The sequence below is a fragment of the Mycolicibacterium diernhoferi genome (genome assembly GCF_019456655.1).
GTDB lineage: Bacteria > Actinomycetota > Actinomycetes > Mycobacteriales > Mycobacteriaceae > Mycobacterium > Mycobacterium diernhoferi.
The window spans coordinates 646793-668825 of the sequence record NZ_CP080332.1; the positions used below are offsets into that span (position 1 = coordinate 646793).

At 66.6% G+C, this 22033-nt stretch carries 23 protein-coding genes; 13 read left to right on the forward strand and 10 right to left on the reverse strand.

The window, feature by feature from the left end:
• Positions 1 to 175: 175 nt before the first annotated feature.
• Complete coding sequence (locus K0O62_RS03015) at positions 176 to 1957, reverse strand: cellulase family glycosylhydrolase (protein WP_073855616.1); 1782 nt, start codon at positions 1955 to 1957, stop codon at positions 176 to 178.
• A gap of 720 nt (positions 1958 to 2677) precedes the next feature.
• On the opposite strand from K0O62_RS03015, the gene K0O62_RS03020 reads away from it, so the two are divergent.
• Positions 2678 to 3376, forward strand: coding sequence for a HemK2/MTQ2 family protein methyltransferase (locus K0O62_RS03020; RefSeq protein WP_073855617.1), 699 nt, complete (start codon positions 2678 to 2680; stop codon positions 3374 to 3376).
• Complete coding sequence (locus tag K0O62_RS03025; RefSeq protein ID WP_073855618.1) at positions 3373 to 3606, forward strand: CDGSH iron-sulfur domain-containing protein; 234 nt, start codon at positions 3373 to 3375, stop codon at positions 3604 to 3606. The genes K0O62_RS03020 and K0O62_RS03025 overlap by 4 nt, the downstream gene beginning before the upstream one ends.
• A 4-nt stretch (positions 3607 to 3610) precedes the next feature.
• Here the strand turns inward: K0O62_RS03025 and K0O62_RS03030 are convergent, their stop codons facing one another.
• The 6 genes from K0O62_RS03030 to K0O62_RS03055 all read right to left on the reverse strand — a co-directional run bounded on the left by K0O62_RS03030 (position 3611) and on the right by K0O62_RS03055 (position 6969).
• Positions 3611 to 4294, reverse strand: a complete 684-nt coding sequence (locus K0O62_RS03030; protein ID WP_073855619.1) for a GAF and ANTAR domain-containing protein — start codon at positions 4292 to 4294, stop codon at positions 3611 to 3613.
• A 58-nt stretch (positions 4295 to 4352) separates the two neighbouring features.
• Positions 4353 to 4742 (reverse strand): STAS domain-containing protein, encoded by a 390-nt coding sequence (locus K0O62_RS03035; RefSeq protein WP_073855782.1) that lies wholly within the window; start codon positions 4740 to 4742, stop codon positions 4353 to 4355.
• A 145-nt stretch (positions 4743 to 4887) separates the two neighbouring features.
• The gene (locus K0O62_RS03040; RefSeq protein WP_073855620.1) at positions 4888 to 5907 is read right to left on the reverse strand and encodes an iron-containing redox enzyme family protein; all 1020 of its coding nucleotides are present in this window, start codon (positions 5905 to 5907) and stop codon (positions 4888 to 4890) included.
• 67 nt (positions 5908 to 5974) lie between these two features.
• A complete protein-coding gene (locus tag K0O62_RS03045) occupies positions 5975 to 6268 on the reverse strand; it encodes a DUF4235 domain-containing protein (RefSeq protein ID WP_073855621.1) in 294 nt (97 codons plus the stop codon).
• 10 nt (positions 6269 to 6278) lie between these two features.
• Positions 6279 to 6569 carry a DUF3618 domain-containing protein gene (locus tag K0O62_RS03050; RefSeq protein WP_073855622.1) on the reverse strand — a complete coding sequence of 97 codons (291 nt, stop codon included), beginning with the start codon at positions 6567 to 6569 and terminating at the stop codon, positions 6279 to 6281.
• A complete protein-coding gene (locus K0O62_RS03055; protein WP_073855623.1) occupies positions 6556 to 6969 on the reverse strand; it encodes a phage holin family protein in 414 nt (137 codons plus the stop codon). Before K0O62_RS03055 ends, K0O62_RS03050 begins: the two co-directional genes overlap by 14 nt.
• A 201-nt stretch (positions 6970 to 7170) precedes the next feature.
• On the opposite strand from K0O62_RS03055, the gene K0O62_RS03060 reads away from it, so the two are divergent.
• The 5 genes from K0O62_RS03060 to K0O62_RS03080 are packed head-to-tail and all read left to right on the forward strand — an operon-like array spanning position 7171 to position 11872.
• On the forward strand, positions 7171 to 8259 hold the full coding sequence (locus K0O62_RS03060) for a glycosyltransferase family protein (protein ID WP_073855624.1): 1089 nt from the start codon (positions 7171 to 7173) through the stop codon (positions 8257 to 8259).
• Entirely contained in the window at positions 8256 to 9494 is a 1239-nt protein-coding gene (locus K0O62_RS03065; RefSeq protein WP_073855625.1) for a glycosyltransferase, read from the forward strand. The genes K0O62_RS03060 and K0O62_RS03065 overlap by 4 nt, the downstream gene beginning before the upstream one ends.
• Positions 9394 to 10347, forward strand: a complete 954-nt coding sequence (locus K0O62_RS03070) for a glycosyltransferase (RefSeq protein ID WP_079244160.1) — start codon at positions 9394 to 9396, stop codon at positions 10345 to 10347. Before K0O62_RS03065 ends, K0O62_RS03070 begins: the two co-directional genes overlap by 101 nt.
• The gene (locus K0O62_RS03075; protein WP_073855626.1) at positions 10344 to 11210 is read left to right on the forward strand and encodes a glycosyltransferase family 2 protein; all 867 of its coding nucleotides are present in this window, start codon (positions 10344 to 10346) and stop codon (positions 11208 to 11210) included. Before K0O62_RS03070 ends, K0O62_RS03075 begins: the two co-directional genes overlap by 4 nt.
• Complete coding sequence (locus K0O62_RS03080) at positions 11207 to 11872, forward strand: phosphodiesterase (protein ID WP_073855627.1); 666 nt, start codon at positions 11207 to 11209, stop codon at positions 11870 to 11872. Before K0O62_RS03075 ends, K0O62_RS03080 begins: the two co-directional genes overlap by 4 nt.
• A gap of 3 nt (positions 11873 to 11875) precedes the next feature.
• On the opposite strand, the gene K0O62_RS03085 is transcribed toward K0O62_RS03080, so the two are convergent.
• Positions 11876 to 12430: a TetR/AcrR family transcriptional regulator gene (locus tag K0O62_RS03085; RefSeq protein ID WP_073855628.1), complete on the reverse strand. Its 555-nt coding sequence runs from the start codon at positions 12428 to 12430 to the stop codon at positions 11876 to 11878.
• Positions 12431 to 12524: 94 nt separating this feature from the next.
• Between K0O62_RS03085 and K0O62_RS03090 the strand changes: the two genes are divergently transcribed.
• Positions 12525 to 14042 (forward strand): carotenoid oxygenase family protein, encoded by a 1518-nt coding sequence (locus tag K0O62_RS03090; RefSeq protein WP_073855629.1) that lies wholly within the window; start codon positions 12525 to 12527, stop codon positions 14040 to 14042.
• 14 nt (positions 14043 to 14056) lie between these two features.
• Here the strand turns inward: K0O62_RS03090 and K0O62_RS03095 are convergent, their stop codons facing one another.
• Positions 14057 to 14668, reverse strand: a complete 612-nt coding sequence (locus K0O62_RS03095; protein WP_097933832.1) for a TetR/AcrR family transcriptional regulator — start codon at positions 14666 to 14668, stop codon at positions 14057 to 14059.
• Positions 14669 to 14789: 121 nt separating this feature from the next.
• Between K0O62_RS03095 and K0O62_RS03100 the strand changes: the two genes are divergently transcribed.
• The 5 genes from K0O62_RS03100 (at position 14790) to K0O62_RS03120 (ending at position 20843) form a co-directional block, all read left to right on the forward strand.
• Positions 14790 to 15845 (forward strand): DmpA family aminopeptidase, encoded by a 1056-nt coding sequence (locus K0O62_RS03100; RefSeq protein WP_073855631.1) that lies wholly within the window; start codon positions 14790 to 14792, stop codon positions 15843 to 15845.
• Positions 15842 to 17254, forward strand: a complete 1413-nt coding sequence (locus K0O62_RS03105; RefSeq protein WP_073855632.1) for an APC family permease — start codon at positions 15842 to 15844, stop codon at positions 17252 to 17254. The genes K0O62_RS03100 and K0O62_RS03105 overlap by 4 nt, the downstream gene beginning before the upstream one ends.
• Positions 17255 to 17354: 100 nt before the next feature.
• Positions 17355 to 17549 carry an excalibur calcium-binding domain-containing protein gene (locus K0O62_RS03110; RefSeq protein WP_073855633.1) on the forward strand — a complete coding sequence of 65 codons (195 nt, stop codon included), beginning with the start codon at positions 17355 to 17357 and terminating at the stop codon, positions 17547 to 17549.
• 92 nt (positions 17550 to 17641) lie between these two features.
• Positions 17642 to 19033, forward strand: a complete 1392-nt coding sequence (gene zwf / locus K0O62_RS03115; protein ID WP_073855634.1) for a glucose-6-phosphate dehydrogenase — start codon at positions 17642 to 17644, stop codon at positions 19031 to 19033.
• Positions 19026 to 20843: a glycoside hydrolase family 15 protein gene (locus K0O62_RS03120; RefSeq protein ID WP_073855635.1), complete on the forward strand. Its 1818-nt coding sequence runs from the start codon at positions 19026 to 19028 to the stop codon at positions 20841 to 20843. The genes zwf and K0O62_RS03120 overlap by 8 nt, the downstream gene beginning before the upstream one ends.
• Before the next feature lie 28 nt (positions 20844 to 20871).
• Here K0O62_RS03120 and K0O62_RS03125 read toward each other — a convergent pair whose 3' ends face one another.
• Positions 20872 to 21969, reverse strand: a complete 1098-nt coding sequence (locus tag K0O62_RS03125; protein WP_073855636.1) for a ferritin-like domain-containing protein — start codon at positions 21967 to 21969, stop codon at positions 20872 to 20874.
• Positions 21970 to 22033: the final 64 nt, after the last annotated feature.

Here is a 22033-nt window from a genome sequence, read left to right on the forward strand (position 1 = left end):
CAGACGTGATTGAAGTCGGCAGATGCCGGAGCGCCTCGAACGCGCGGCAAGGCGTCACATTCAAGATCATCGTTTGCTGGTGAGAAAAGTTTGCCATACCGCACGGAGCGTGCCAAAGGGCCGAATCGCAGCCGGTGACGGTGGCTGCGGCCCAGTTAGCTCCTGGGTGGTCGGGTCAGTCGTTCGAGGACGCGCCGTGCGAACCAGTGGAACGCGAATCGGATCGGCTGCCGCCTGGCTCGCTGGATCCCCGGGATCCGCGTGAACCCTGCGATCCGCCGGAATCGGTGGAGTCACCGGTCGACTCCACCTTCGCCGCTGTGCGTTCCGCCCGCGGCTTCGAGGTGGATCCCGCAGTGGCACCGGCGGTCTCGGTGGCATCGGAGGCTTCGCTGTCCTCGTTGGCGACCGATTCCGTCCGGGGCGCCCGGCGCGAGTCGACTTCCTCCGTTGCCGTTCCCTTCTCCGGTGCCGCTTGCCCGCGCGTGGCCGAGCGTCGCTCCTCGACGGATGCCGCCACAGCTTGTGCGGCCTCGGTCAGCGCCGCACGTGACGGCGTGGTGCTCTGTTCGGAATCCGCTGTGATAGAAGGCTCTTCGGTGTCCGGCATCGACGAATCCGACGTCTCCACCGTGTCGGCGGCGCGTGCAGCCACGGTCGCTTCGGTCACGGCATCGACCGGCTCAGAATCGACGGCGGTGCGTGCCGAAACCGTTGTCGTCGACGTCGGGTTCAGTGCCTGACCCCATGCCGCAGCCCAATTCGCGGCGGCATCCGCCAGTGCCTGCTGCCAGTTCGCGATGGCCTGCGCGACCGGATCCACAGGCGTTGCGGGAGTGGGCGCCGCGGGCTCCGGCTCGGTGGGCAGGGCCGGATCCTCGACGGCCGGGACCTCACCGGTGGCCAGCGGGCCGTTCTCTTCGATCCAGGCCTGCACCGCCAGCGCGGCCTGCTTGGGGGTCCAGTCGTCACGGAACAGGCCGTAGGTGTCCTCGGGGTTGGTGGACGTGGTGTCCGGATCCACCAGGTTGTAGAGGAACATCGGGCCGGCCCCGTCGAGATCGGCCCAGGTGTCCATGAAGTCGTCGATGAACTCCGCCTGTTGTGCCTCCGATACGGTAGCGGTGGGCAGTCCATATTCGCTGGTCCACACCGTCTTCGCGGCGTCACCGTTCTGCGCCATCAACCCCTGGATGTCCTCGAGGATGCCGATCGCCGAGATCGGGCTGCCCGCGCCGTCACTGAACCGCCAGTCGCTGTTGTACGGGTGATAGGACAGGGCGTCGAAATATCCCGCGGCCCCCGCGTCGTACATGGCTTCGATGAACTCGACCGCGCCGATGTTGTATCCATCGCCCCAGCTCTGTCCGGCGTAGACCACACCGCCGACGACGGTCCCGCTCGGGTCGACGGCCTTCACCGCCTCGTAACCGGCCTTCAGCACGTCGGTGTACGCGGCGGCATCGGGCCGCGGCTCCCAGAAGACGGCCGCATGGGGCTCGTTCCAGATCTCGTATGCGGAGATGCGAGCCGATTCGGGGTCACCCTCGCCGGCACCGTAGCGTTCGGCCAACACGCCCATGAAGTTCCCGAAGTCCTCGGGGTTGCGTGGGGCGCCGTAGGGGGACCAGGAGTCCGTGGCCCACGTCGGTGTGCTCGTCACCGCTCCGAGGACGGCCATCCCGCGTTCTTCGGCGGCGTTGACCACCTTGTCGACATTGGCCCAATTGTAAACGCCCGGAGCAGGTTCGACGAAGTACCACGGGACGAACATCCGGACCTGCGTCACCCCCATCGACTCCATGGTGTCCATCGCGGTGTCGACCTCTTCCGGGGTCATGTAGAACAGTTCGGATTCGGCCACGCCCACGGCGTTGGCGGACGTGTCGATGGCGGCGGCTAGTGAGACGGCCGCGGTGACCTGTCGAATCGCCTCGTCCTGCGGTGGCAGGTTCACCGGCGCTGCTGCACCCACGTGCACCGATGCGCCCACCAGCGTGAACGCAAACAGCGGTGCTGCGACTGAGCAAACCGATTTTGCTGATCTCGGCCAAGGCCTCCACATGATGTCATCTCCAAACTTCCGCAAACCTCGGAATGATCGTTGTGATGCGGCATTTGCCGCGGACGACTCGAGCTGTACCCGGGTGGAAAAAAGATCAATCAGTAGTTTCCGATAGCGGATCTTTCGCAAACGGCGTGATCTCCGCGAGGTAATGAATATGAACTGTTCACGAGGTAATATTTGATTTGTCTAGGCGTAGATCAGTAACTTTTATTTCGTTGGTCGGAGTTCGTCGGTAACCGGGGCTGCAGCGTTAGACCGGAACGACTTCACGGTCGGCAAGAGCAATTGGCGGGTATGCAAATTATGGCTGCACAAGCAAACTTGATAACAATCATGCCACTCAAGATCAGATTTGCTGTCGATCAATATCGGCGCGAAAACTGCTTGTTGCGAGCAAAGGCTTATTCGGCTTGGTACTTCGCGAAATGTGAGGCGGGCTGCCGATGGGTTCGCCTCCGGGGCGTTCCGGCCGGGCCCGTCGGCGCAGCGCTGTCCACCCGGCGAGGTTTTCGGGAACAGGTGTTTGATCTGCGGCGCTACCGGGCATGCCTGGACGGCAAGGCTGGCCCCTTGATCCCCTCTGGCCCGTTGATCAATTGAGAGGCTGATGTGACCACCGCATACCCGTATGAACCCGACACCCAGCTCATCGGCATGGTCGCCGATGGCGTCTACGCGCCGCAGGAAGATTCACAACTCCTGATCGACGTCATGGACAAGACGGCGCTGGCTCTCGGTAGTAACGTCGCCGACCTGTGCACCGGCAGCGGAGTCGTCGCGGTCAACGCCGCCATACAGGGTGCATCGAGCGTGTCGGCATTCGACATCTGTCCTAAGGCGGTGCGGTGCGCCCGGGCCAATGCTCAGGTGCATGACGCCGCCGTGGAGGTCTACCTGGGCTCGTGGGCGCGCGCCACGGAATTCGGCCCTTACGATCTGGTGGTCTGCAACCCCCCGTACGTGCCCCATGACTCGTCGATCGAACCCGTCCCGTCCACCGTCGGCCCCGCCCGCGCCTGGGATGCCGGTTTCGACGGGCGGATGGTCCTCGATCCGTTGTGCGCTGCAGCTCCCGGTCTGCTCGCAGACGGAGGCAGCCTGCTGCTGGTGCAATCGGAGTTTGCCGATCCGCGCCGAACCCTGGAGTTGTTGTCCGAAGCTGGATTGGACGCGGATATTGTTGCATGGGAATGGATTCCGTTCGGTCCGGTGATGCATTCGCGCGCGCAGTGGCTCGAAGAGACCGGGCGGCTGCAGCCCGGCCGACGCGAAGAGGAGCTGCTGGTGATCCGGGCAGACAAGCCATGACAACCGAAGAGCCGCGTACGGTGCGGGTGGTCCGTCGCGGCCCCGTGATGGTGCAGGGCCCGGTGCGCATCGAGCTGCCGGACGGCACCTGTGTGGAGTCCGACCGTTTCATGGTGGCGGTCTGCGCGTGCGGGCGCAGCAAGAACTATCCGCTCTGCGATACCAGTCATCGCCGCCAGCGGCGCGCCGCGAGCGCCACGGGGGACCGCGCGCAGCAGCCGGCGGTCTAGGTACTCAGTCCCGGGTGTCGATCACCTGCTGGGCGACCTGCACCAGCTTGGTATTGGACTCCTGGGATACCTGGCGGAGCATCTCGAAGGCCTGGACGTCGTTGACCTTGTAGCGCTCCATGATGATGCCCTTGGCCTGGCCGATGCGGTCGCGGGTGGACAGTGCGGCCTCCAGCTGCTGCCCCTCCTGGCTGGCCAGGATGGCCGCGGCGGCGTGTGCCGCGAGCACCACGCCGATGGTCTCGGCCTCCCCGCGCCAGACATTCGGCTGGAAGCCGAACAAATTCAGCGCCCCCGCGGTGCGGTCCGATGTGTAGAGCTTGAACGACAGCCCGCTGAGGACACCGATCTCCACGCAGGCCGGCGCGTACCGCGGCCAGCGATCCTCTGTGCGGAAGTCGTCGGTCCGCACGATCAGATCGTCGAGCGCGGCCTGCACACAAGGGCCTTCGTCGTACTGCATCTGCAGCCGGTGTAGTTCGGTGGTGAGTCGAGCGTCCTTGGGCACCGTTTCAAAGGTGCGTTCCTTGCCGATGAGCAGGACCCCGGCGGCGTCCACCCCGGGGATGAGTTCCAGGGCCGCGGCGGAGACCCCGGACAACACCTCGTCGAGACTGCGAGGACCGGCGAGAGAGCGAGCCAACTCGGCCATCCGCGCGGCCAGGTCCTGCTTCTCCAAGAACGTCATACCCGGCATTGTGCTCTACCGGCGAACGTCGGGACAAAAAACCCGCAAGCCGGCCGGATCACTCGGGCGCGAGCGCCGTCAATGCCTCATCCAGTGTGGAGTAGATGTCGATAATATCGGCGACCCCAATCAGTTTGAGTGGACGGCTGGTGATCGGCCCGTCCGCGACGATCGCAAAGCGGACAGCAGGGGTCAGGTCGGAGTGAGCCGTCACGAGCGCTCCCATACCGGAGGATCCGAGGAAATCGACGGCGCTGAGGTCCACCACCAGGCACGCGGGCGATTTCGTGGCGGCGGCCGAGATCTCGGCCTCCAGTTCGGGCGTGGTGAGCACGTCGAGGGTTCCGTGAACGGACAGCACGGTCACATCCCCGGACTGGTGCTCCTGCACGGTGCAGCTCGCGACCGCACCACGCCCTCCGACGACCGGCTCTGGCTGGCTCACCATCGTCACCTCCGAATCTTGATCCCCGCCGGGCCGGCGGCATTGCACGAATTCTATCTGTGGCGGCATCGGGGACCTGTGTCGGTGGTCGCAGCGGGCCACTGAAGGCCACGCCACGCAACATTATCCGCACAACGAAGTATTCGGGTCACTCCAGCGGCCGTCGCAGCGAGGTCGTCCCGTCGGCCCACGCGCTCATCATGTGCTCTGCCAGTCGGTCCTCGACGACCGCGTGGGCTCGGATACCGAACACCACGTCTCGGTCGAGGTGCGGTTCGCGGGCCACCAGGTCGCCCACGACGTCGGTGCGCACCACCTGTTCGTGAACGGCGTCCGCCTCGACATGCTCGGCGTAGAAATCGATGCATGGCCGCGGCGCACCCATCCGTTCCAGCGCCGCCACCAGCCGTTGTGAGCCGGGAGGTGAGGTGATCTCGGTCGAGGCGAAGTGGCCCACCGCGGCGCCGCGCAGTCCTCGGTGCAGCCCGAACAGTGACATCAGGTTCACGGCGGCCAACGCCTCGGCGGGCACGTGGTCGATGTACCCCAGATAGCTGGAATCCAGATCTGCGGCGTCCAGGAGGTCGGCGAACAGTTGCTGGTGCAGTCGTGCCCCGCGCCCCGCGCCGAACTCGTCGTACTCGACCGCGACGAACGCGGCTTTCGCCTGTCCGACCAGTCTGGGGATGGCCCAGGCGTGCGGGTCGCCTTCCTTGAGGTGATAGAGCGAGCGGTGCACGAAATACTCCCGCATCTGCTCCCAGGTGCCCTTGTCGCGCAGGTGATAGGAAAGGCCTTCACCGTCCGCCGGTTCGATCGCCAGCTCACGCATCTCGTCGAATGCCGTTACGTCCGGGTCGATTTCACCGACCTGTCGACGAACCTCGGTCAGGAAGGTGTTTTCCATCCGCCCGCGCAGGTGTAGCAGCCCGGCGTTCCATTCCCATCCGGTGTCGACCCCGGCGAAGCCGCGATAGTGCAGTTCGTAGCAGATGTAGAGCGCCAGGTGCAGGTCGAGACCGTAGGGGTCGGCATCGGCCAGGGAGGCCTCGACCTGAAGGAGATGGTTGGCCGGAGCACGTTCGGAGAGAAGTTCGGTCACGGCGAGCGACAGCGGACCGCGGGGGTCGGGAAGTCGGGGTTCGACATAGATGGGGGCAGCAGTCACGCGTCGGCGGGTACCCGGTTTCCGCTCCGCTCAATCACGGCCTCGCCCGGAGCGGGCCTCGGTTGTCTCAGTTGCCAGGCCATTCGCCGGTCCAGCGCTCAAAGACGCGGGCGCCCTGGCGGTCGATCACGGTCTTGACGACGGAGAAGATCAACCCTTGCAGCGCCGCTGCCAAGACCACCTCCTTGAAGGAATACTCGCGCTCCAGGGCTGTCGGCGGATCGGAGTGATCCCCGGGGGCGGTCCGCTTCCAGATCTGCCTGAAGATGGCCCCCGCGACGAGGCCGCCGGCCAGTGAACTGGCCAGCCCCACAGGGCGATACATGAGTTTCGCGGTCAGGGTCGGCTTATGGGTCGCCATATCGGTCTCCTTATCGGCGGCGTCGCCAGATGATGATGCCCAGCAGGATCGTCGCGGTAGCCACGGCCGCGGCGACGACCGGCAGCGCGGGCTTGATCGCGCCCCTGTCATCGGTCACGGCATCGACCACCAGTACCTTGGTCTCGTCGACCTTCTGTTGTGCGCGTTGCTTGACGTCGAACTTCTCGGCCAAGGCCGCGACCGTTTCGCCCACCTCCTCGCGGGTGCGCTCGATGTCGTCGGTGATCTCCTCGACGTCCGCGTCGTCTCCGGGTTCAGGGCGGTGATCAGGTCCGGGCATGGCGTGCTTCCTTCACGACGTGGACGTCCTCGGACACGTTGGCGACGACGTCCTGCGCCGCCGCCGGAGCCTGTTGGACCTGTTTCTTGCCGACGAGCGCGGCGATGCCCGCGGCCACGAAGAGCACCGCTGCGACGATCACGGCCGCGGCCCAGAGCGGAAGCACCAGTGCCAGCGCGGCAATGGCCGCGGTGACCACGGCCAGCAGGCCGGCGTAGGCGAGCAGGCCGGCGGTGCTGAACAGGCCGGCCCCGATGCCGGTTCTTTTGGCTGCTGTCTGGAATTCCTTTTGCGCCAACCGAATTTCGTCGCGCACCAGCCGTGAGGTCTGGGTGGTCAGTTGGTTCATCAGTTCGGGTATCGAGGCCTGATCTGCAGGCTGGGTTCCTAGGTTGGTCATGGCAAAGATCCAATCGCTGGTACTCGGCGGCCACACCGCCCCACCGAGCACTGCATTACCTGTGCATTGTGGCGCTAAACCTCGGCTGCCCGCGGTTTTGGGTGCGCGCGGCGCGGGTACTCCGTGCTCCACAGCGCTCCTCGAGAACAAGTGGGAACGAGGGCCCGTGACGGCGCCGGGTCGTCGAGTCGCCCCGAACCCATGTTCTCAGCAAAGGAGTCCGTCTTGCGTGTCGCGTCCGTTCCGGCTTCGCACGTATACGTGCGGCATCTCTCGCACCCCGGGGGCCTCGACCCCGTGGTGCGACTCAACGATCCGGTGCCGACAGACGGACGAAAGGTTCCCGGCGGCTGGTGGCCACCGCTGATGTTGGAGCGTGGCTGGGTCGGCGCGCATCGCGACGAGTTCGAGGTGTTCCATCTGCACTTCGGATTCGATGCGGTCACCGCCGACGATCTTGTCGACGTCGTCGAGCAGCTGCGGAAGTACGACAAACCGCTGATCTATACGGTGCACGATCTGCGCAACCCGCATCACCCCGATCCGTCGGCGCACCGACGTCAGCAGGACATCCTGGTCTCGGCCGCACATACGTTGATCACGTTGACCGAGGGCGCGGCCCGGGCGGTGCACCGGCGGTGGGGCCGCCCGGCGCACGTGCTGCCTCACCCTCATGTGCTCGCCAGCCCGTGGATCGCGCGGGACCGCGCCCCGAGCTCGGAGTTCGTGGTCGGGGTGCATGTGAAGAGCCTGCGCGCGAACATGGATCCGCTCGCCATCCTGGACACCTTGACCCAGACGGTGAGCGAACTGCCGAAAGCCTTTCTGCAGATCGACGTGCACGACGAGATCTTCGACCCGGACAGCCATTGGTTCGCCCCCGAGACCGGGCGGGCCTTTCTGGACTACGGCGGACACGACCGCGCCCGGGTGAAGGTGCATCCCTACTTCACGGATACGCAGTTGTGGGACTATCTCGCGTCCCTGACGGTGTCTGTGTTGCCGTACCGGTTCGGGTCACACTCGGGCTGGTTGGAGGCGTGCCACGACCTCGGTACCGGGGTGATCGCACCCGGCTGCGGTTTCTACGGGGAGCAACGCCCCTGCGAACTGTTCGACCTCGACGAGGACCGGTTCGACCCCGAATCGCTGCGCCGGGCCGTGACCGCGATGCATCGACGGTGGAGTGCCGGGGTGCCCGCGCCGCGGGCCAGTTGGGCCGCGCGTCGGCGTGAACGAGTTGACCTGTCGCTCAGTCATTCCCAGCTGTATCGGGAGGCCGTGGCATGACCGGCCCGTTGCGCATCGCCGTCATCGCATCCAATCGCTTTCCGATCCGCCAGCCCTTCGCCGGCGGTCTGGAGTCGCATGTCTGGCACCTGACCCGCGCACTGGCAGATCGTGGACACGACGTTTCGTTGTTCGCCGGCAACGGATCCGACGTCGCACCGGGATGCCGGACGCTGGCAGTCCGGCGGCTGATGCTCTCCGATGCCGCGTCCCGCGACATCTCGATGCCGGGCGAAGCCTTCATGAACGACCACCACGCTTACCTCAGCGTCATGCTCGAACTCGCGCGATCGGGCACCGCCGGTTTCGACGTCGTACACAACCACAGCCTGCATCACCTCCCTGTCGCGATGGCGCCGATGCTGTCGGTGCCGATGCTCACCACGGTGCACACACCTCCGACGCCCTGGCTGGAATCCGCTTTGACGGCAACGGCAGGGGAGGGCACCCGGTTGGCCGCGGTCAGCCGTCATACCGCCCGATCGTGGTCACACATCGCGCCCGACATCGAGGTGGTCCCGAACGGAATAGACACGGCACGTTGGTCTTTGGGGCCAGGAGGCGAGAACCTGATCTGGTTCGGGCGGATCACACCGGAGAAGGGGACGCACCTGGCGGTCGCTGCTGCCCGCGCTGCCGGTGTGCCACTGGTGCTGGCGGGTCCGGTATCGGATCCGGCGTACTTCGCCGAGTCCGTCGAACCGGTGCTGAGCGAACAGGTGCGCTATGCCGGGCACCTCACCCACGGCGAGCTGCTGAATCTGGTCGGTGCGTCGTCGGCCGCACTGGTCACACCGATGTGGGATGAGCCGTACGGGTTGGTGGTGGCCGAGGCGATGTCGTGCGGAACACCGGTGATCGCGTTCGACCGCGGGGGCATACGGGAACTGCTCGCGCCACCGGGGGGTCGGCTCGTGGCGCCGGGAGATGTCGACGCCATGGCAGCGGCGATTGCCGAGGTGGGTGACCTCGACCGGCGTGCGGTCCGTCAGCACGCGGTAGACCGGTGTTCGGCCGACGCGATGTTGAACACCTACCTGGCGTTGTACCAACAGATGATCACCGAGACCGGGGGTAGCGACGATGATCGGTTACTACGTGCACCATCACGGTTTCGGGCACCTGGCGAGGGCGATGAGCATATCCGAACAGCTCAACCGTCCGGTCACGGTGCTGACCAGTCGGCCGGTACCCGAACCGAATCCGTTCACCTGCGTTGTCCAGCTTCCGCGTGACGACGGCGCTGCCACCGTCCGGCAACCGACCGCACACGGATCTCTGCACTGGGCACCGCATTTCGACCCGGGGTACGGCGACCGGATGGATGCCGTCGTGCAGTGGGTCAGAGACGCGCAGCCCGAGGTGTTCGTCGTCGACGTGTCCGTCGAGGTGGCCGTGTTCGTCCGTCTGCTCGGTATACCGGTGGTGGTGACGGCGCTGCCGGGCAACAGAATCGACGCACCGCACCGGTTGGTGCACCGGATGGCGGACCAGATCATCGCGGCGTGGCCGAGAGAGCTGCGGGTGCCGTCCTGGTTGCGGCCATACGAGAACAAGACGGCCTTCGTCGGCGGAATCAGCCGATTCGAGGGCCGGCCAAGGGCTTTTGCGGAGGGCTGCGGGACGAAGGTGGTGGTGCTCTCCGGTGCCGAAGGCATGGGCCTGCGGGAAGGCGAGCTGTGTCCGGATGCGGGCTCGTCCCCGATCACCTGGTCGTCGCTCGGCGGGACCGCCGGTGGTTGGATGGCGGACCCCTGGCCGCAACTGAGTGCGGCCGATCTGGTGGTCACCCACGCCGGTCAGAACTCCATCGCCGACGTCGCGGCGGCGGCGCGGCCGACGATCGTCATCCCCCAGACCCGCCCCTTCGACGAGCAACGTGCGACCGCCGAGGTGCTGCGCCGCCACCATCTCGCGGCGGTGGTGCCCCACTGGCCGAGCCCGCGTGCCTGGCCTGCCTTGATGGCGCGGGCGAAGTGCCTCGACACCGCGCGGTGGAAGCTCTGGGAGGTCGAGGGGGCCGCGCGCCGTGCCGCAACCGCGATCGAGGACACGGCGAACCGGTGCCGAGGACGGTCGACACCATGAACACCGCCGTGATCACCACGGTCCACGGCAGGGCGGTGCATCTACGAAACCAACGCGCCGGCCTGAGCCGTGGCCGCAGTCCCATCGATCTGCACGTGGTGGTGGCGATGGACGATCCGCATGTGGCGGACGTCGACGACGGCGACCTACCGACCGTGCTGGTGGAGTGCGACACCGAGGACGGTGCGCTGCCGCTCGCACGCGCACGCAACACCGGAGCCGACGCGGCCATAGCCGACGGTGCGGAACTGCTCATCTTCCTGGATGTGGACTGCATTCCCGGCCCGGACCTGACCAACCGCTATCAGCAGACGGCCGGCGATCCCAGCCATACCGACGCCATTCTGTGCGGGCCCGTGACCTACCTGCCGCCGCCGGGCCCGCACGGTTACCCGCTCGACCGGTTGCAGCACCTGCGCCATCCACACCCGGCCCGTCCGTGCCCGCCCGGCCACCAGGTCGTCGCCGGTACCGATTACCGGCTGTTCTGGTCGTTGTCCTTCGCTCTGACGGCCTCGACCTGGCACCGGATCGGTGGCTTCTGCGAGGCCTACCGCGGCTACGGGGGAGAGGACACCGACTTCGCCCAGGCCGCCGCGCTGCGCGGCGTCGGACTGCGGTGGGTCGGCGGTGCCGATGCGTTCCACCAGTACCACCCGGTCTCGGACCCACCGATCGAGCATCTCGACGACATCCTGCGCAACGCGGCGGTGTTCCACCGAAGGTGGGGTTGGTGGCCGATGGAGGGCTGGCTGACGTCCTTCCATCGCCTCGGCCTGATCGGCCGGGATTCCGAGGGCAGACCCTTCCGGGCGCCGGCGCAGGGTTTGGCGGCCGCGGGGCAGGGCATCCCTGGCCCATGAAAGTCTCCGAGGTTGCTGCGCTACCCATCCGCGCCGGCGCGGCGATGCGCCACGCCCGGCTGTTCCATCCCGTCGGTGTGCTGTGCTCCGGAAACATCACCCGCACGGCAGCCGGCGGTCGAGGGCTGCCGCTGAGCGACGGCGAGATCGTCGGGCGGTTCTCCAAGGGTGCCGGAACGCCCGGGGCCCTGCCCGACTTCGCGGGCCTGGCGTGGCGGACGCACACCGGCGGTGACACCTGCCCGTGGGATGTACTGATGGTCTCGGCTGCCGCGCGGGTGGCATTACGGCCCACCACCTCGTGGTCGTCGGCTGTCTTCTCGACGCTGATGCCGCTGGGGTATGGCGGAAACGTCTACTGGTTGCGGGCCCGGCTGAGTTCGCCGACCCAGTTCGATGGACTGTCGGTCGACGATATGCGCGAGCACCTGCAGGCGGGGCCGGTGGTGCTCGACGTCGAGCAGGCCCAGGGGACCGGAAGCTTCGATCGGCTGGCGGTCATCGAATTCGACCGGGCTGCCGAATCAACCTGGCCTCCAGGCGATATGGCGTTCGATCCGACGCTGAACCTGGCCGACGGTGTAAGCCTGTTGCCGCAGTGGCTGACCTCGATCCGCCGACGCGCCTATCGCAGCAGCCGCGAGGGCCGCGACGCCGACTGATCCTCAACCCCGTGTGATCGCGCGGGCGACGGCCTCCGCCACCTGGTGGTCATCGAGGGCGCTGTCCTGGATGAGGGCATGCGAAAGAACGGTCCGGACAACCACTTCGGCGGCCTGCAGCGGCTCGAGTGCCAGCGCAGGGTGTGCGGTGATGGTCGGGGCGACCAGGCTGGCGACCGTCTGGACGAGATTCATCCGGTGGTTGCCCACCGTCAGCCCCGCCCGCAGCAGCCAGTGCGGCTCGTGGTCGCGGACATAGGTGAAGGCCGCGTGGCTGCGCAGGTAGTGCAACGCGGCGGTGACGACGCACGGCACTACGGTGCGAGGTTCCGCGCCGAGGTCCACGGTGGCCAGGATGGCCGTGCTCATCGCGGTGATCTCCCGTTGGGCAACCGCGGACAGTAGCCCGTCCTTGTCCCCGAATTCCCGGTACGCGGTGGCGCGGGACACCCGGGCGCGCTCGGCGACCTGGCTGAGCGTCAGCGAGTCCAGACCCGACTCGGCGATCAACTGCAGGGCGGCCTCCACCAGCTGGGTCGAGGATCGGGTGCCGGCCACCGGACATTTCTACCGCAGCGACGCCGTGGCGGCTATTGACCACCTCGCCGGCTGAGACTAGTTTCATAATCAGTCTCAGTTGTCAGGAGTGCACATGGCCGTCCCGTCCGCCGACACCGTGAAAGTGCCGGATCTGCAGCGCCTTCCGGGGCTACGGCAGTACCTCGCATCGCTGACCGGTCGCGAGCGGGCGCGGGCGCAGAGCCGCCTGAGCGGCCTCGGCGAGGCCGATCTGGCCGGCCTCGGGGTCAGTGAGCCCCAACTCGTCGAACGCGACTACCGCGTCGAGGAGATCTCCGGCGTGATCCCGCCGGATCTGCGGGGCACGCTGTACCGCAACGGGCCCGGCCGCTGGCAGGATCACACGGGTCGTCCGTTGCACCACCTGTTCGACGGTGACGGCATGCTCTCGGCGTTCACCATCGCCGACGGTGCCGTGCACTACAAGAACAGATACGTGCGCACCAGCCACTACACCGGCAAGTCGGGCACCCGGCATCTCGGCACCCCCGCGGCCGGTGGCTGGCCGGCCAATATCGGACGGTTCATGCCGAACCTGGCCAATACCAATGTCGTTGAGCATGCCGGCCATCTGTACGCGCTATGGGAGGGTGGACCGCCGCACGAGATCGACCCGGACACCCTGGAGACCCTCGGCGTCCGGCGCTTCGGTGGCGAACTGCGCTGGATGGGCTCCTACTCCGCGCACCCCAGCATCTGCCCGGGCACCGGCGAGATGTTCAACTTCGGCGTCGAGTTCATCCCGCGCCCGCACCTGCGCATCTACCGGACGAATGCGCGTGGCCGGCTGGGGCACTTCCGCTCGGTACCGCTGCCGTACGTGGCCATGGTGCACGACTTCGCCATCACCGAGCGCTATCTCGTGTTCGTGGTCTCACCGATCATTCCCGACGCGGTGCCGGTGGCCCTCGGGCTGAAATCACTCGGCGATGCGCTGCAGTACCAACCGCGCCGCGGCAGCGTGTTCATCCTGGTACCCCGCGCCGGTGGAAAGGTGCGTCAGATCGAATCCGAAGCGGTGATGGTGTTCCACCTCAGTAACGCCTACGACGACGGCGAGGACACCGTGGTCGACGCGATCCGGTATGAGGACGGGCGCCTGCTGAAGCGCATCGCGCGCTTCCAGAGCAGCAGCCTCGATGACGCCCCCTCGGTCTTCGCTCGCTACCGGATCACCAAGACCGGCCGCGTCCTGGACGAGGCGCTCTGCGATGAGCCGTGCGAATTCCCGCGCCACCACGGCGGTTTCGAAGGCAGGGCGCACCGCTATTCCTACTTCAACACCCGCCGCCACCTCGGGTCGTTCTACGACTCGATCACCAAACTCGACCTGGCCGACCGCGTCGCGACCACCTACACCACATCCGGTGCCGGAAACAGCTTCTGCGAGCCGGTTTTCACGCCCAAGGCCGATGCGGTCAACGAGGACGACGGTTGGTTGCTCAGCGTGGAGTATCGGGCCGACAGCCATACTTCGCAGCTGGTGATCCTGGACGCCGCCGACCTGGAACGCGGGCCCGTCGCCACGGCCGGGCTCACCCATCATGTTCCCCAGGGCTTTCACGGCAATTTCGTGCCCCGCGCCATGTGAGGCGGAGTGGGTTTTCACCGGGTGTCGGGGAGGGTGGCTCCGGTCGCGAGCCGGGCGTACTCGCGCATCAGGTGTAGCGCGGTCGCGCGATCGAGCCCGGGATCGCGGGCCACGATGCGGTAACCCAGGTAATCCTCCATCGCCATCAATGTCATCGCGATGTCGCGGGCGGGGGAGTTGAGTTGGAAGGCGCCGGTGTCGGAACCCGCCGTGAGGAGGTCGGTGTAAAGACCGACCTGTCGGTGATAGATCGCCTGGACGTCCCGGCGCTGATCGAGTTCGAAACCCGCCGCGAGCACCGCACGCCAGATCGCGCGCCATTCGGCATCCTCGGGACCGGAGGGAAGCCCGGCAGCGATGGTCAACGCCAACCGGGCCGCGGGAGTCTCGGTCCGATTGCCGATTTGCAGGCGCTCGTCGTAGAACCGGACGTCGGAGCGCATCGCGAGTTCGGACAGCAGATCTGTCATGTCCTTGAAGTAGTACCGCAGCGCATTGGTGGTCAGGCCCAGCTCTGCGGCCACGTCGGTGAGCTTGAGTGATGCCAGGTCGTGGCGCTCGATCACGGCGATCGCGGCGTCGAGGATCTCGTTTCGCCGTTCCTGCTGCCGGTTGGGTCGGGCCATCGACGCGCTGCTCCTCGGTGAAAGTCGGTCGGATCTATTCTGCCGCTCCTGTTGCGCATCGGCGCCACCGGGCGCATAGTTCTTTTCCAATTAGGAAAAAAACCCGGCCGAGGAGAAACCAATGCGTGCCAGAGACCTGGGCGTGACCATCGGGGAACACCCCACCGGGCCACACAACGCCATCACCGACGTACCGGGCGTGCGCGTCGGGCACACCACGTTGCAGGGCGACGGCATCAATACCGGCGTGACCGTCGTCGTCCCGCACGACGACATCTGGACCGAACCGGTCTTCGCCGGGGCGCACGTCCTCAACGGCAGCGGCGAACTGACCGGACTGGAGTGGATTCGTGAATCCGGCGAGCTCACCACCGCCATCGGGCTGACCAACACACACAGCGTCGGGGTGGTGCGCGACGGCTTGGTTGCCGAGCAGGTCCGCGTCCGGGGCGACGGGGCGTACTGGTCGCTGCCCGTGGTCGGTGAGACGTATGACGGGTTCCTCAACGACATCAACGGATTTCACGTTCGGCCCGAGCACGTCCGGTCTGCCCTGGCAGCTGCCGCCGCCGGACCGGTCGCCGAGGGCAACGTCGGTGGCGGCACCGGGATGATCTGCCACCAGTTCAAAGGCGGGATCGGCACGGCATCGCGGGTGAACGGCCATACCGTCGGTGTGCTGGTGCAGGCCAACCACGGCCGGCGCGATCGGCTCCGGATCAACGGGGTGCCGGTCACCCAGCCGGAGGTTCCGCTGCCGGCTCATCCGCCGGGCTACCTGCCGGGCTCCGGATCGATCATCGTCATCGTCGCCACCGACGCACCGCTGCTCCCGCACCAGTGCAGGCGACTGGCGCAGCGCTCGGCGCTGGCCGTCGGTCGGCTCGGCGGCGCCGGTGAGCAGTACAGCGGCGACCTGATGTTCGCCTTCTCCACCGGCAACCGCGGAATCCCGCCGTACGGGGGCGAGGACACCGCCAGGGCTGCATCGGAAATCCCCTTGCGCATGGTGGGTCCACAGCTGATGGACCTGCTGTTCGACCTGACCATCGAGGCCACCGAAGAAGCCATCGTCAACGCCATGGTGAGCGCCGAGACCGTGACCGGCTACCGGGGCTTCACCGCGCACGCCATCGACCACGACCTACTCGCCTCGGCATTAGGAGAGAACGCATGACCACCACCAACGCCGAAACTCCGCGCCTCAACGGACGGCTGGGGCCGGTAGGAATCGTGTTCATGGTCGTCGCGGCGGCGGCACCACTGACCGTCATCGGCGGCAACATGCCGCTGGCAATGGGACTCGGCAACGGCGCCGGCGCGCCGGTCGGATTCCTGACCGCATCCCTGGTCTTGCTGGTCTTCAGCGTCGGGTTCGTGACGATGACCCCACACGTACCCGAAGCAGGCGCCTTCTTCTCCTATGTGACCGCCGGGCTCGGTGAACGGATGGGCAAGGGCATCGCGGTGGTGGCGTTGATCGCCTACACCGCAATCCAAGTCGGCATCTACGGATACATCGGCTGGGCCATCGGCGATACGGTTGCCTTCTACGACGGTCCCCAGATCCCATGGCCGGTATATTCCTTCGTGATTCTTGCGATCGTCGCCGTGTTGGGCTACCGCCACATCGAACTGAGCGCAAAGGTGCTCGGTGTGGCGCTCGCGCTGGAGATCGGCGTCGTGGTGGTCCTCGATCTGGCGATCATCGCCGACCCCGGTCCGGCCGGAATCACGTTCGCCTCCTTCACCCCGGACGTGTTCAGCCAGGGGGCCATCGGCATCGCGATCCTGTTCGCGCTCACCGGATTCATCGGATTCGAAGCCACGGCGGTGTTCAGGGACGAGGCACGAGAACCGAAGCGGACCATCCCGCGCGCCACGTATGCCGCAGTGATTCTGATCGGCGCGTTCTACACGCTGACGGTGTGGGCCTTCGTGGTCGCCATCGGACCCGACAACGTGGCGGCCACCGCCCAACAGACGCTTGCGGGCGAGGGCAACATGCTGCTGGACACCACCGGTGCGGCACTGGGTCGGGTGGGCCGTGACATCGTCAACATCCTGTTGTTGACAAGTCTTTTCGCCTGCGTGCTGTCCTTCCACAATGTCATCGCCCGCTACCAGTTCGTGCTGTCTCGCAAGGGCCTGCTACCGGCCCGCCTCGGCACCGTCCACGACAGCCACGAGTCACCAGCCTTCTCCTCGCTGGTGCAGACTGCCACGGCGGCCTCGATCGTCGGAGTCCTGGCGGTTCTCGGGATCGATCCGTTGGTCGGCGTTTTCGGCTCCATGGCCGGTGTCGCGACAGTCGGCATGGTCTTGCTGATGTTGACCACATCGGTCGCCGTGCTGGTCTTCTTCCTTCGCAACCGCGGCCTCAGCGACGGCCGGATATGGCAGACCCGGATCGCGCCCGGGTTGGCGGTGCTCGGGCTGCTCGGCAGCCTGTGGCTGGTGTTGTCCAACTTCACCCTGGTCACCGGTGGCAGCACCACCCTCAGCGCGATTCTGGCGGCCGTACCGTTTGTGGGGCTGCTCATCGGGGCCCTGCTCTGGAAGCCGACCGCGAAGAAATTGACCTGAACGGCAGTATTCGCTGACTTTCCGTGTGATCGTGGTGCTGCGGCCCTGGCATTCCGTCCGGGGCCGCCAAATCCGCACATGAACCGCACAGAGGTAGACCATGCTCGTACGTTCGTTGATCGCCGCCGCCGTTTTCGGTGCCATTGCTGTCGGGGTGGCGCCCGCCGCGGTTGCCGCGCCGTACAAGAACTGCACCGAGGCCCGCGCAAACGGCGATGTGAACATCCCCTCGAGCAGTGACAAATACGGGTCTCACCTGGACCGGGACGGCGACGGCGTCGGCTGCGAGGCCTGATCAACCGACCGGCCACAGCGAGATCGGCACCCAGTGGGTGCCGCCGAGATTCGGGTGTTTAGCGGACACCGCCCAGTGGGCAGTAACCCACGATGCACGAGCGACCGCCCCCGCCTCAGGTCTTCGTGGTGTTCGGGGCGACCGGCGACCTGGCCGAGCGCATGCTGTTCCCCGGGCTGTACCGACTCTCGGCCGCCGGTGGGTTGCCCGAACGCTATGCGGTGATCGGATCGGGGCGCCACTGTCCGGGCAGCGACGACGACTTCCGCGACACCGTGGGTGCCGCGCTGCGCGAGCACCTGGACCATGTCGACGAGGAGGTGCTGCGCAAGCTGTTGTCGTCCATGAGTTTCAAGACCTCGGATGCCGACGACGGCAGTGACCTCGCCGATGCCGTGCGCAGTACCCGCGAGGGGCTCGGCGCCGACGCCCAGGTGCTCATCTATCTCTCGGTGCCGCCGCAGGCGATGCAACCCATGATCGGCATGCTCGGCCGGGAAGGACTCGCCCGGGACGCCCGCATCGTGGTCGAGAAACCCTTCGGCACCGACCTGGAGTCCTCGCGCGAACTGGACGCGGCCCTCAAGGACATCGTCGGGGAGGACCAGATCTACCGCATCGACCACTTCCTGGGAAAGGAAGCGGTGCAGAATGTGCTGGCGCTGCGCTTCGCGAACGGGCTGATCGAACCGGCCTGGCATCGCGACCACCTGGAGTCGGTGCAGATCGACGTCCCCGAGGAACTCACCATCGAGGGACGCGGGAGCTTCTACGAGTCGACCGGGTGTTTCCGCGACATGATCACCACCCACCTGTGTCAGGTGCTCGGCTTCATCGCGATGGAACCCCCGGCGTCGTTCGATGCCGGGCCGCTGCGCGACGCCAAGGCCGCGGTATTCGACGCGATGCGCCCCTTCGACCGGGCGCACACGGTATTCGGTCAGTACGAGGGCTACCGCGACGAGGACGGCGTCGCCGAGGACTCCTCGGTCGAGACGCTCGTCGCGCTCACCGCCTTCGTCGACACCGAACGCTGGCGCGGTGTGCCGTTCTACCTGCGGACCGGCAAGGCGATGGCCGCCACCCGCGCCACCGTCACCCTCACCTTCCGCAGCCCGGCGACCGACCGGTTCGGTGTCGACCCGTCCGCGGCCAACGCACTGGTGCTGGAACTGGCCAACCCGCCCGCCATCGGGCTGCGGTTGCGGGCCAAACGCCCGGGACCCGAATTGGACCTGCAACCGGTCGATCTGACGGCCGAGCTGGGCGAGGAGGCCGAGTCGATGGCCGCCTACGAACGGCTGTTGCTCGAGGTCATCCGCGGCGATCAGACACTGTTCACCCGCTCCGATGAGGTGGACCGGCTCTGGCAGGTGTGCCAGCCCGTGCTCGATGACCCGCCGGCCGTGCTGCGCTACGCCAGGGGGTCATGGGGGCCCGACGCCGCGCTGGAGCTGACCGACTGGTGGCTGCCCGATGCGTGAGCAGCTCGCGATCGCCCAGCACGGCTTGATCGGGGATCTGCGCACCTGTGCACTGGTCGCGACCGACGGCACCATCGACTGGTTCTGCGCACCGCGGTTCGATTCCGCGAGCGTGTTCGGCGCCATCCTCGACCAGGACCGCGGTGGGAGCTGGCGGCTGGCACCCCTCACCGAGGTCACCCGGACCCAGCAGTTCTACTACCCCGACACCGCCGTGTTGATCACCCGGTTCCTGACCCCCGACGGGGTGGCCGAGGTGCACGACTTCATGCCGGTCGCCACCCAGGACGAGCCGGATCACCGCCAACGCGTGGTACGCCGGGTCAGCGGTGTTCGCGGCACCCTTCGGCTGCGGATGTGCCTGGATGCGCGGCCCGACTATGCCCGGCAGTCCTGCACGGCCGAGCGCTCCGGGGACGGAGTACTCGTCACCGGCGACGGGGTCCGTCTCGGATTGATCGCATCGACGGACCTGCAGATCGACGACGACGGCGAGAACACCAAGGTGTCAGCCGAATTCGAACTGAGCACCGGGGACACCGCACTGTTCATCCTGGAGATGCTCGGCGAGGACGACGACGTCACCGCCTGCGCGGTCGATCGCACCGATGCGCTCCTCGATGCCACCACCGCGTTCTGGCGCGGCTGGGTGGCGACCTCGACCTACACCGGACGATGGCGCGAGACGGTGCACCGCTCGGCCATCACGCTCAAACTGCTCACTCACGAACCCACCGGCGCGATCGTCGCCGCCCCCACCACCAGCCTGCCCGCTCCGGTCGGCGGCAGCCGGAACTGGGACTACCGCTATGTCTGGGTCCGCGACGCCGGGTTCAGTATGTACGCCCTGCTGAGGCTTGGATTCGTCGACGAAGCAAGGGATTTCACCAGATGGCTGTCGGAGCGGATGGGGCAGCGCGACGGTGCCGACGACCGCCGCCTCGGGCCGCTGCGGGTGCTCTACGACATCGACGGCAACCTGCCCGGGGAGCACGAACTCGACCACCTGGCCGGCTACCGCGACTCCCGGCCGGTGCGCATCGGGAATGCAGCGGCCAAGCAACTTCAACTCGACATCTATGGCGAGATCATCGACTCGGTCTACCTGTTCAACAAGCACGGACCCGGTATCAGTCACGACGCTTGGTGCGACGTCAGCGACATCGTCGACTGGGTTGCCGACAACTGGGACCGGCCCGATGCCGGTATGTGGGAGGTCCGCCACGACGAAATGCCCTACACCACATCGCGGTTGATGTGCTGGGTGGCGATCGAACGAGCCATCCGCATCGCCCGGGCCCGCGGTCTCCCGGCGGATCTGGTGGCCTGGTCGGCGGCGCGCGACGAGATCTACGAGCGCATCATGACCAAGTCGTGGAATTCGGATCTGCAGGCCTTCACCCGCGTGGAGGGTGGCACCGATCTGGACGCCGGTCTGCTGCTGATGCCGATGCTGAAGTTCCTGTCGCCGGCCGATCCGCGTTTCCTGTCCACCCTCGGCGCCATCGAAAAACACTTGGTCACCGACAGTCTGGTCTTCCGGTACGAGCCGGGAACCGACGGGCTGGACGGCACCGAGGGCACCTTCTCGATCTGCTCGTTCTGGTATGTCGAGGCGTTGACGCGGGCCGGTCGGCTCAAGGACGCCCAACTGGCGCTGGAGAAGATGTTCACCTATGCCAACCACGTCGGGCTCTACGCGGAGCAGGTCAGCGCCACCGGTGACCAGGTCGGCAACTTCCCGCAGGCGTTCACACACCTGGCGTTGATCAGCGCGGCCATCAATCTGGACCGGGCGCTCGACGGGTGAACATATCCGCCGACGCTGCGCGGCGGGGTCAGCCCGCGGCGGCGATGACGTCGTCCACTTCGCGGGCCCGCTCGGCCATCTCGGCGTGCGCCTTGTCCAGTGCGTCGGCTTGATCCTCATCGGATTTCATCAACGCGTCGATGTCGGAGGCAGCCAGGTCGAGAACACCCATGTCGGAGAAGGCTTTCTGCACCTTGGTTCCCCACAGCCCGATGTCCTTCACGATCGGCGCGATGCGGCTGAACAGGTGAGACCGGAACTGGATCATCAGCGGCGAGGTGTCGACCCACTCGGCACACGCCTGGACGTCGAGGCCGAGGGTGTCGAAGACCTCCTCGCCGCGGAACCGGTCGCGCATCAGGTAGCAGGCCTGCACCACGAACTCCTCCCGCTCGTCGCGTTCGGCGTCGGTCAGCGCGGCGTAGTAGTCCTTCAAGGAGATCCGGCCGAAGGCGACGTGACGCGCTTCGTCCTGCATGACGTAGGCCAGCACCTGCTTGGCCAGCGAGTTCGGCGCGGCCATGTCGCGCAGCACCCCGAACGCGGCGAGCGCGAGTCCCTCGATGAGTACCTGCATGCCGAGATAGGGCATGTCCCAACGGGAATCGCGCAGGGTGTCATCCAGCAGTGAGGTCAGGTTCGTATTGATCGGGTAGACCAGGCCGACCTTCTCGTGCAGGAACCGGGAAAAGGCCTCGACGTGCCGGGCCTCGTCCATGGTCTGGGTGGCCGCATAGAACTTCGCGTCCATGTCCGGGACGACCTCGACGATCTTGGCCGCGCACACCATGGCCCCCTGCTCACCGTGCAGGAACTGGGAGAACTGCCAGGACTGGAAATGCCGGCGCATCTCGGCGTGACGGGCGTCGTCGGCGGCTTCCCACATCGGACTGCCGTACAGCGGGTGGAACTCGTCGGGCAACCCGATCGGGTTCATCGGGTCGACGTCCTGCGCCCAGTCGATCCGGGACTGGGCGTCCCACTGCTTGTCCTTGCCCTTTTGGTACAGCGCGAGCAGCCGGGCCCGGCCCTCGTCGTACTCCCAGGTGAAGCGCGCGTCCCCGGCGCTGGGGAACTCCCGTAGGTACGGCTCGGGCACCTCGGTGTACTTGGTCCTGGTTGACATGATGTGCCGCCTATCCCGCGCAACCCGATCGATCATGTGACTCATGTCACAGTGTGTCACTGTT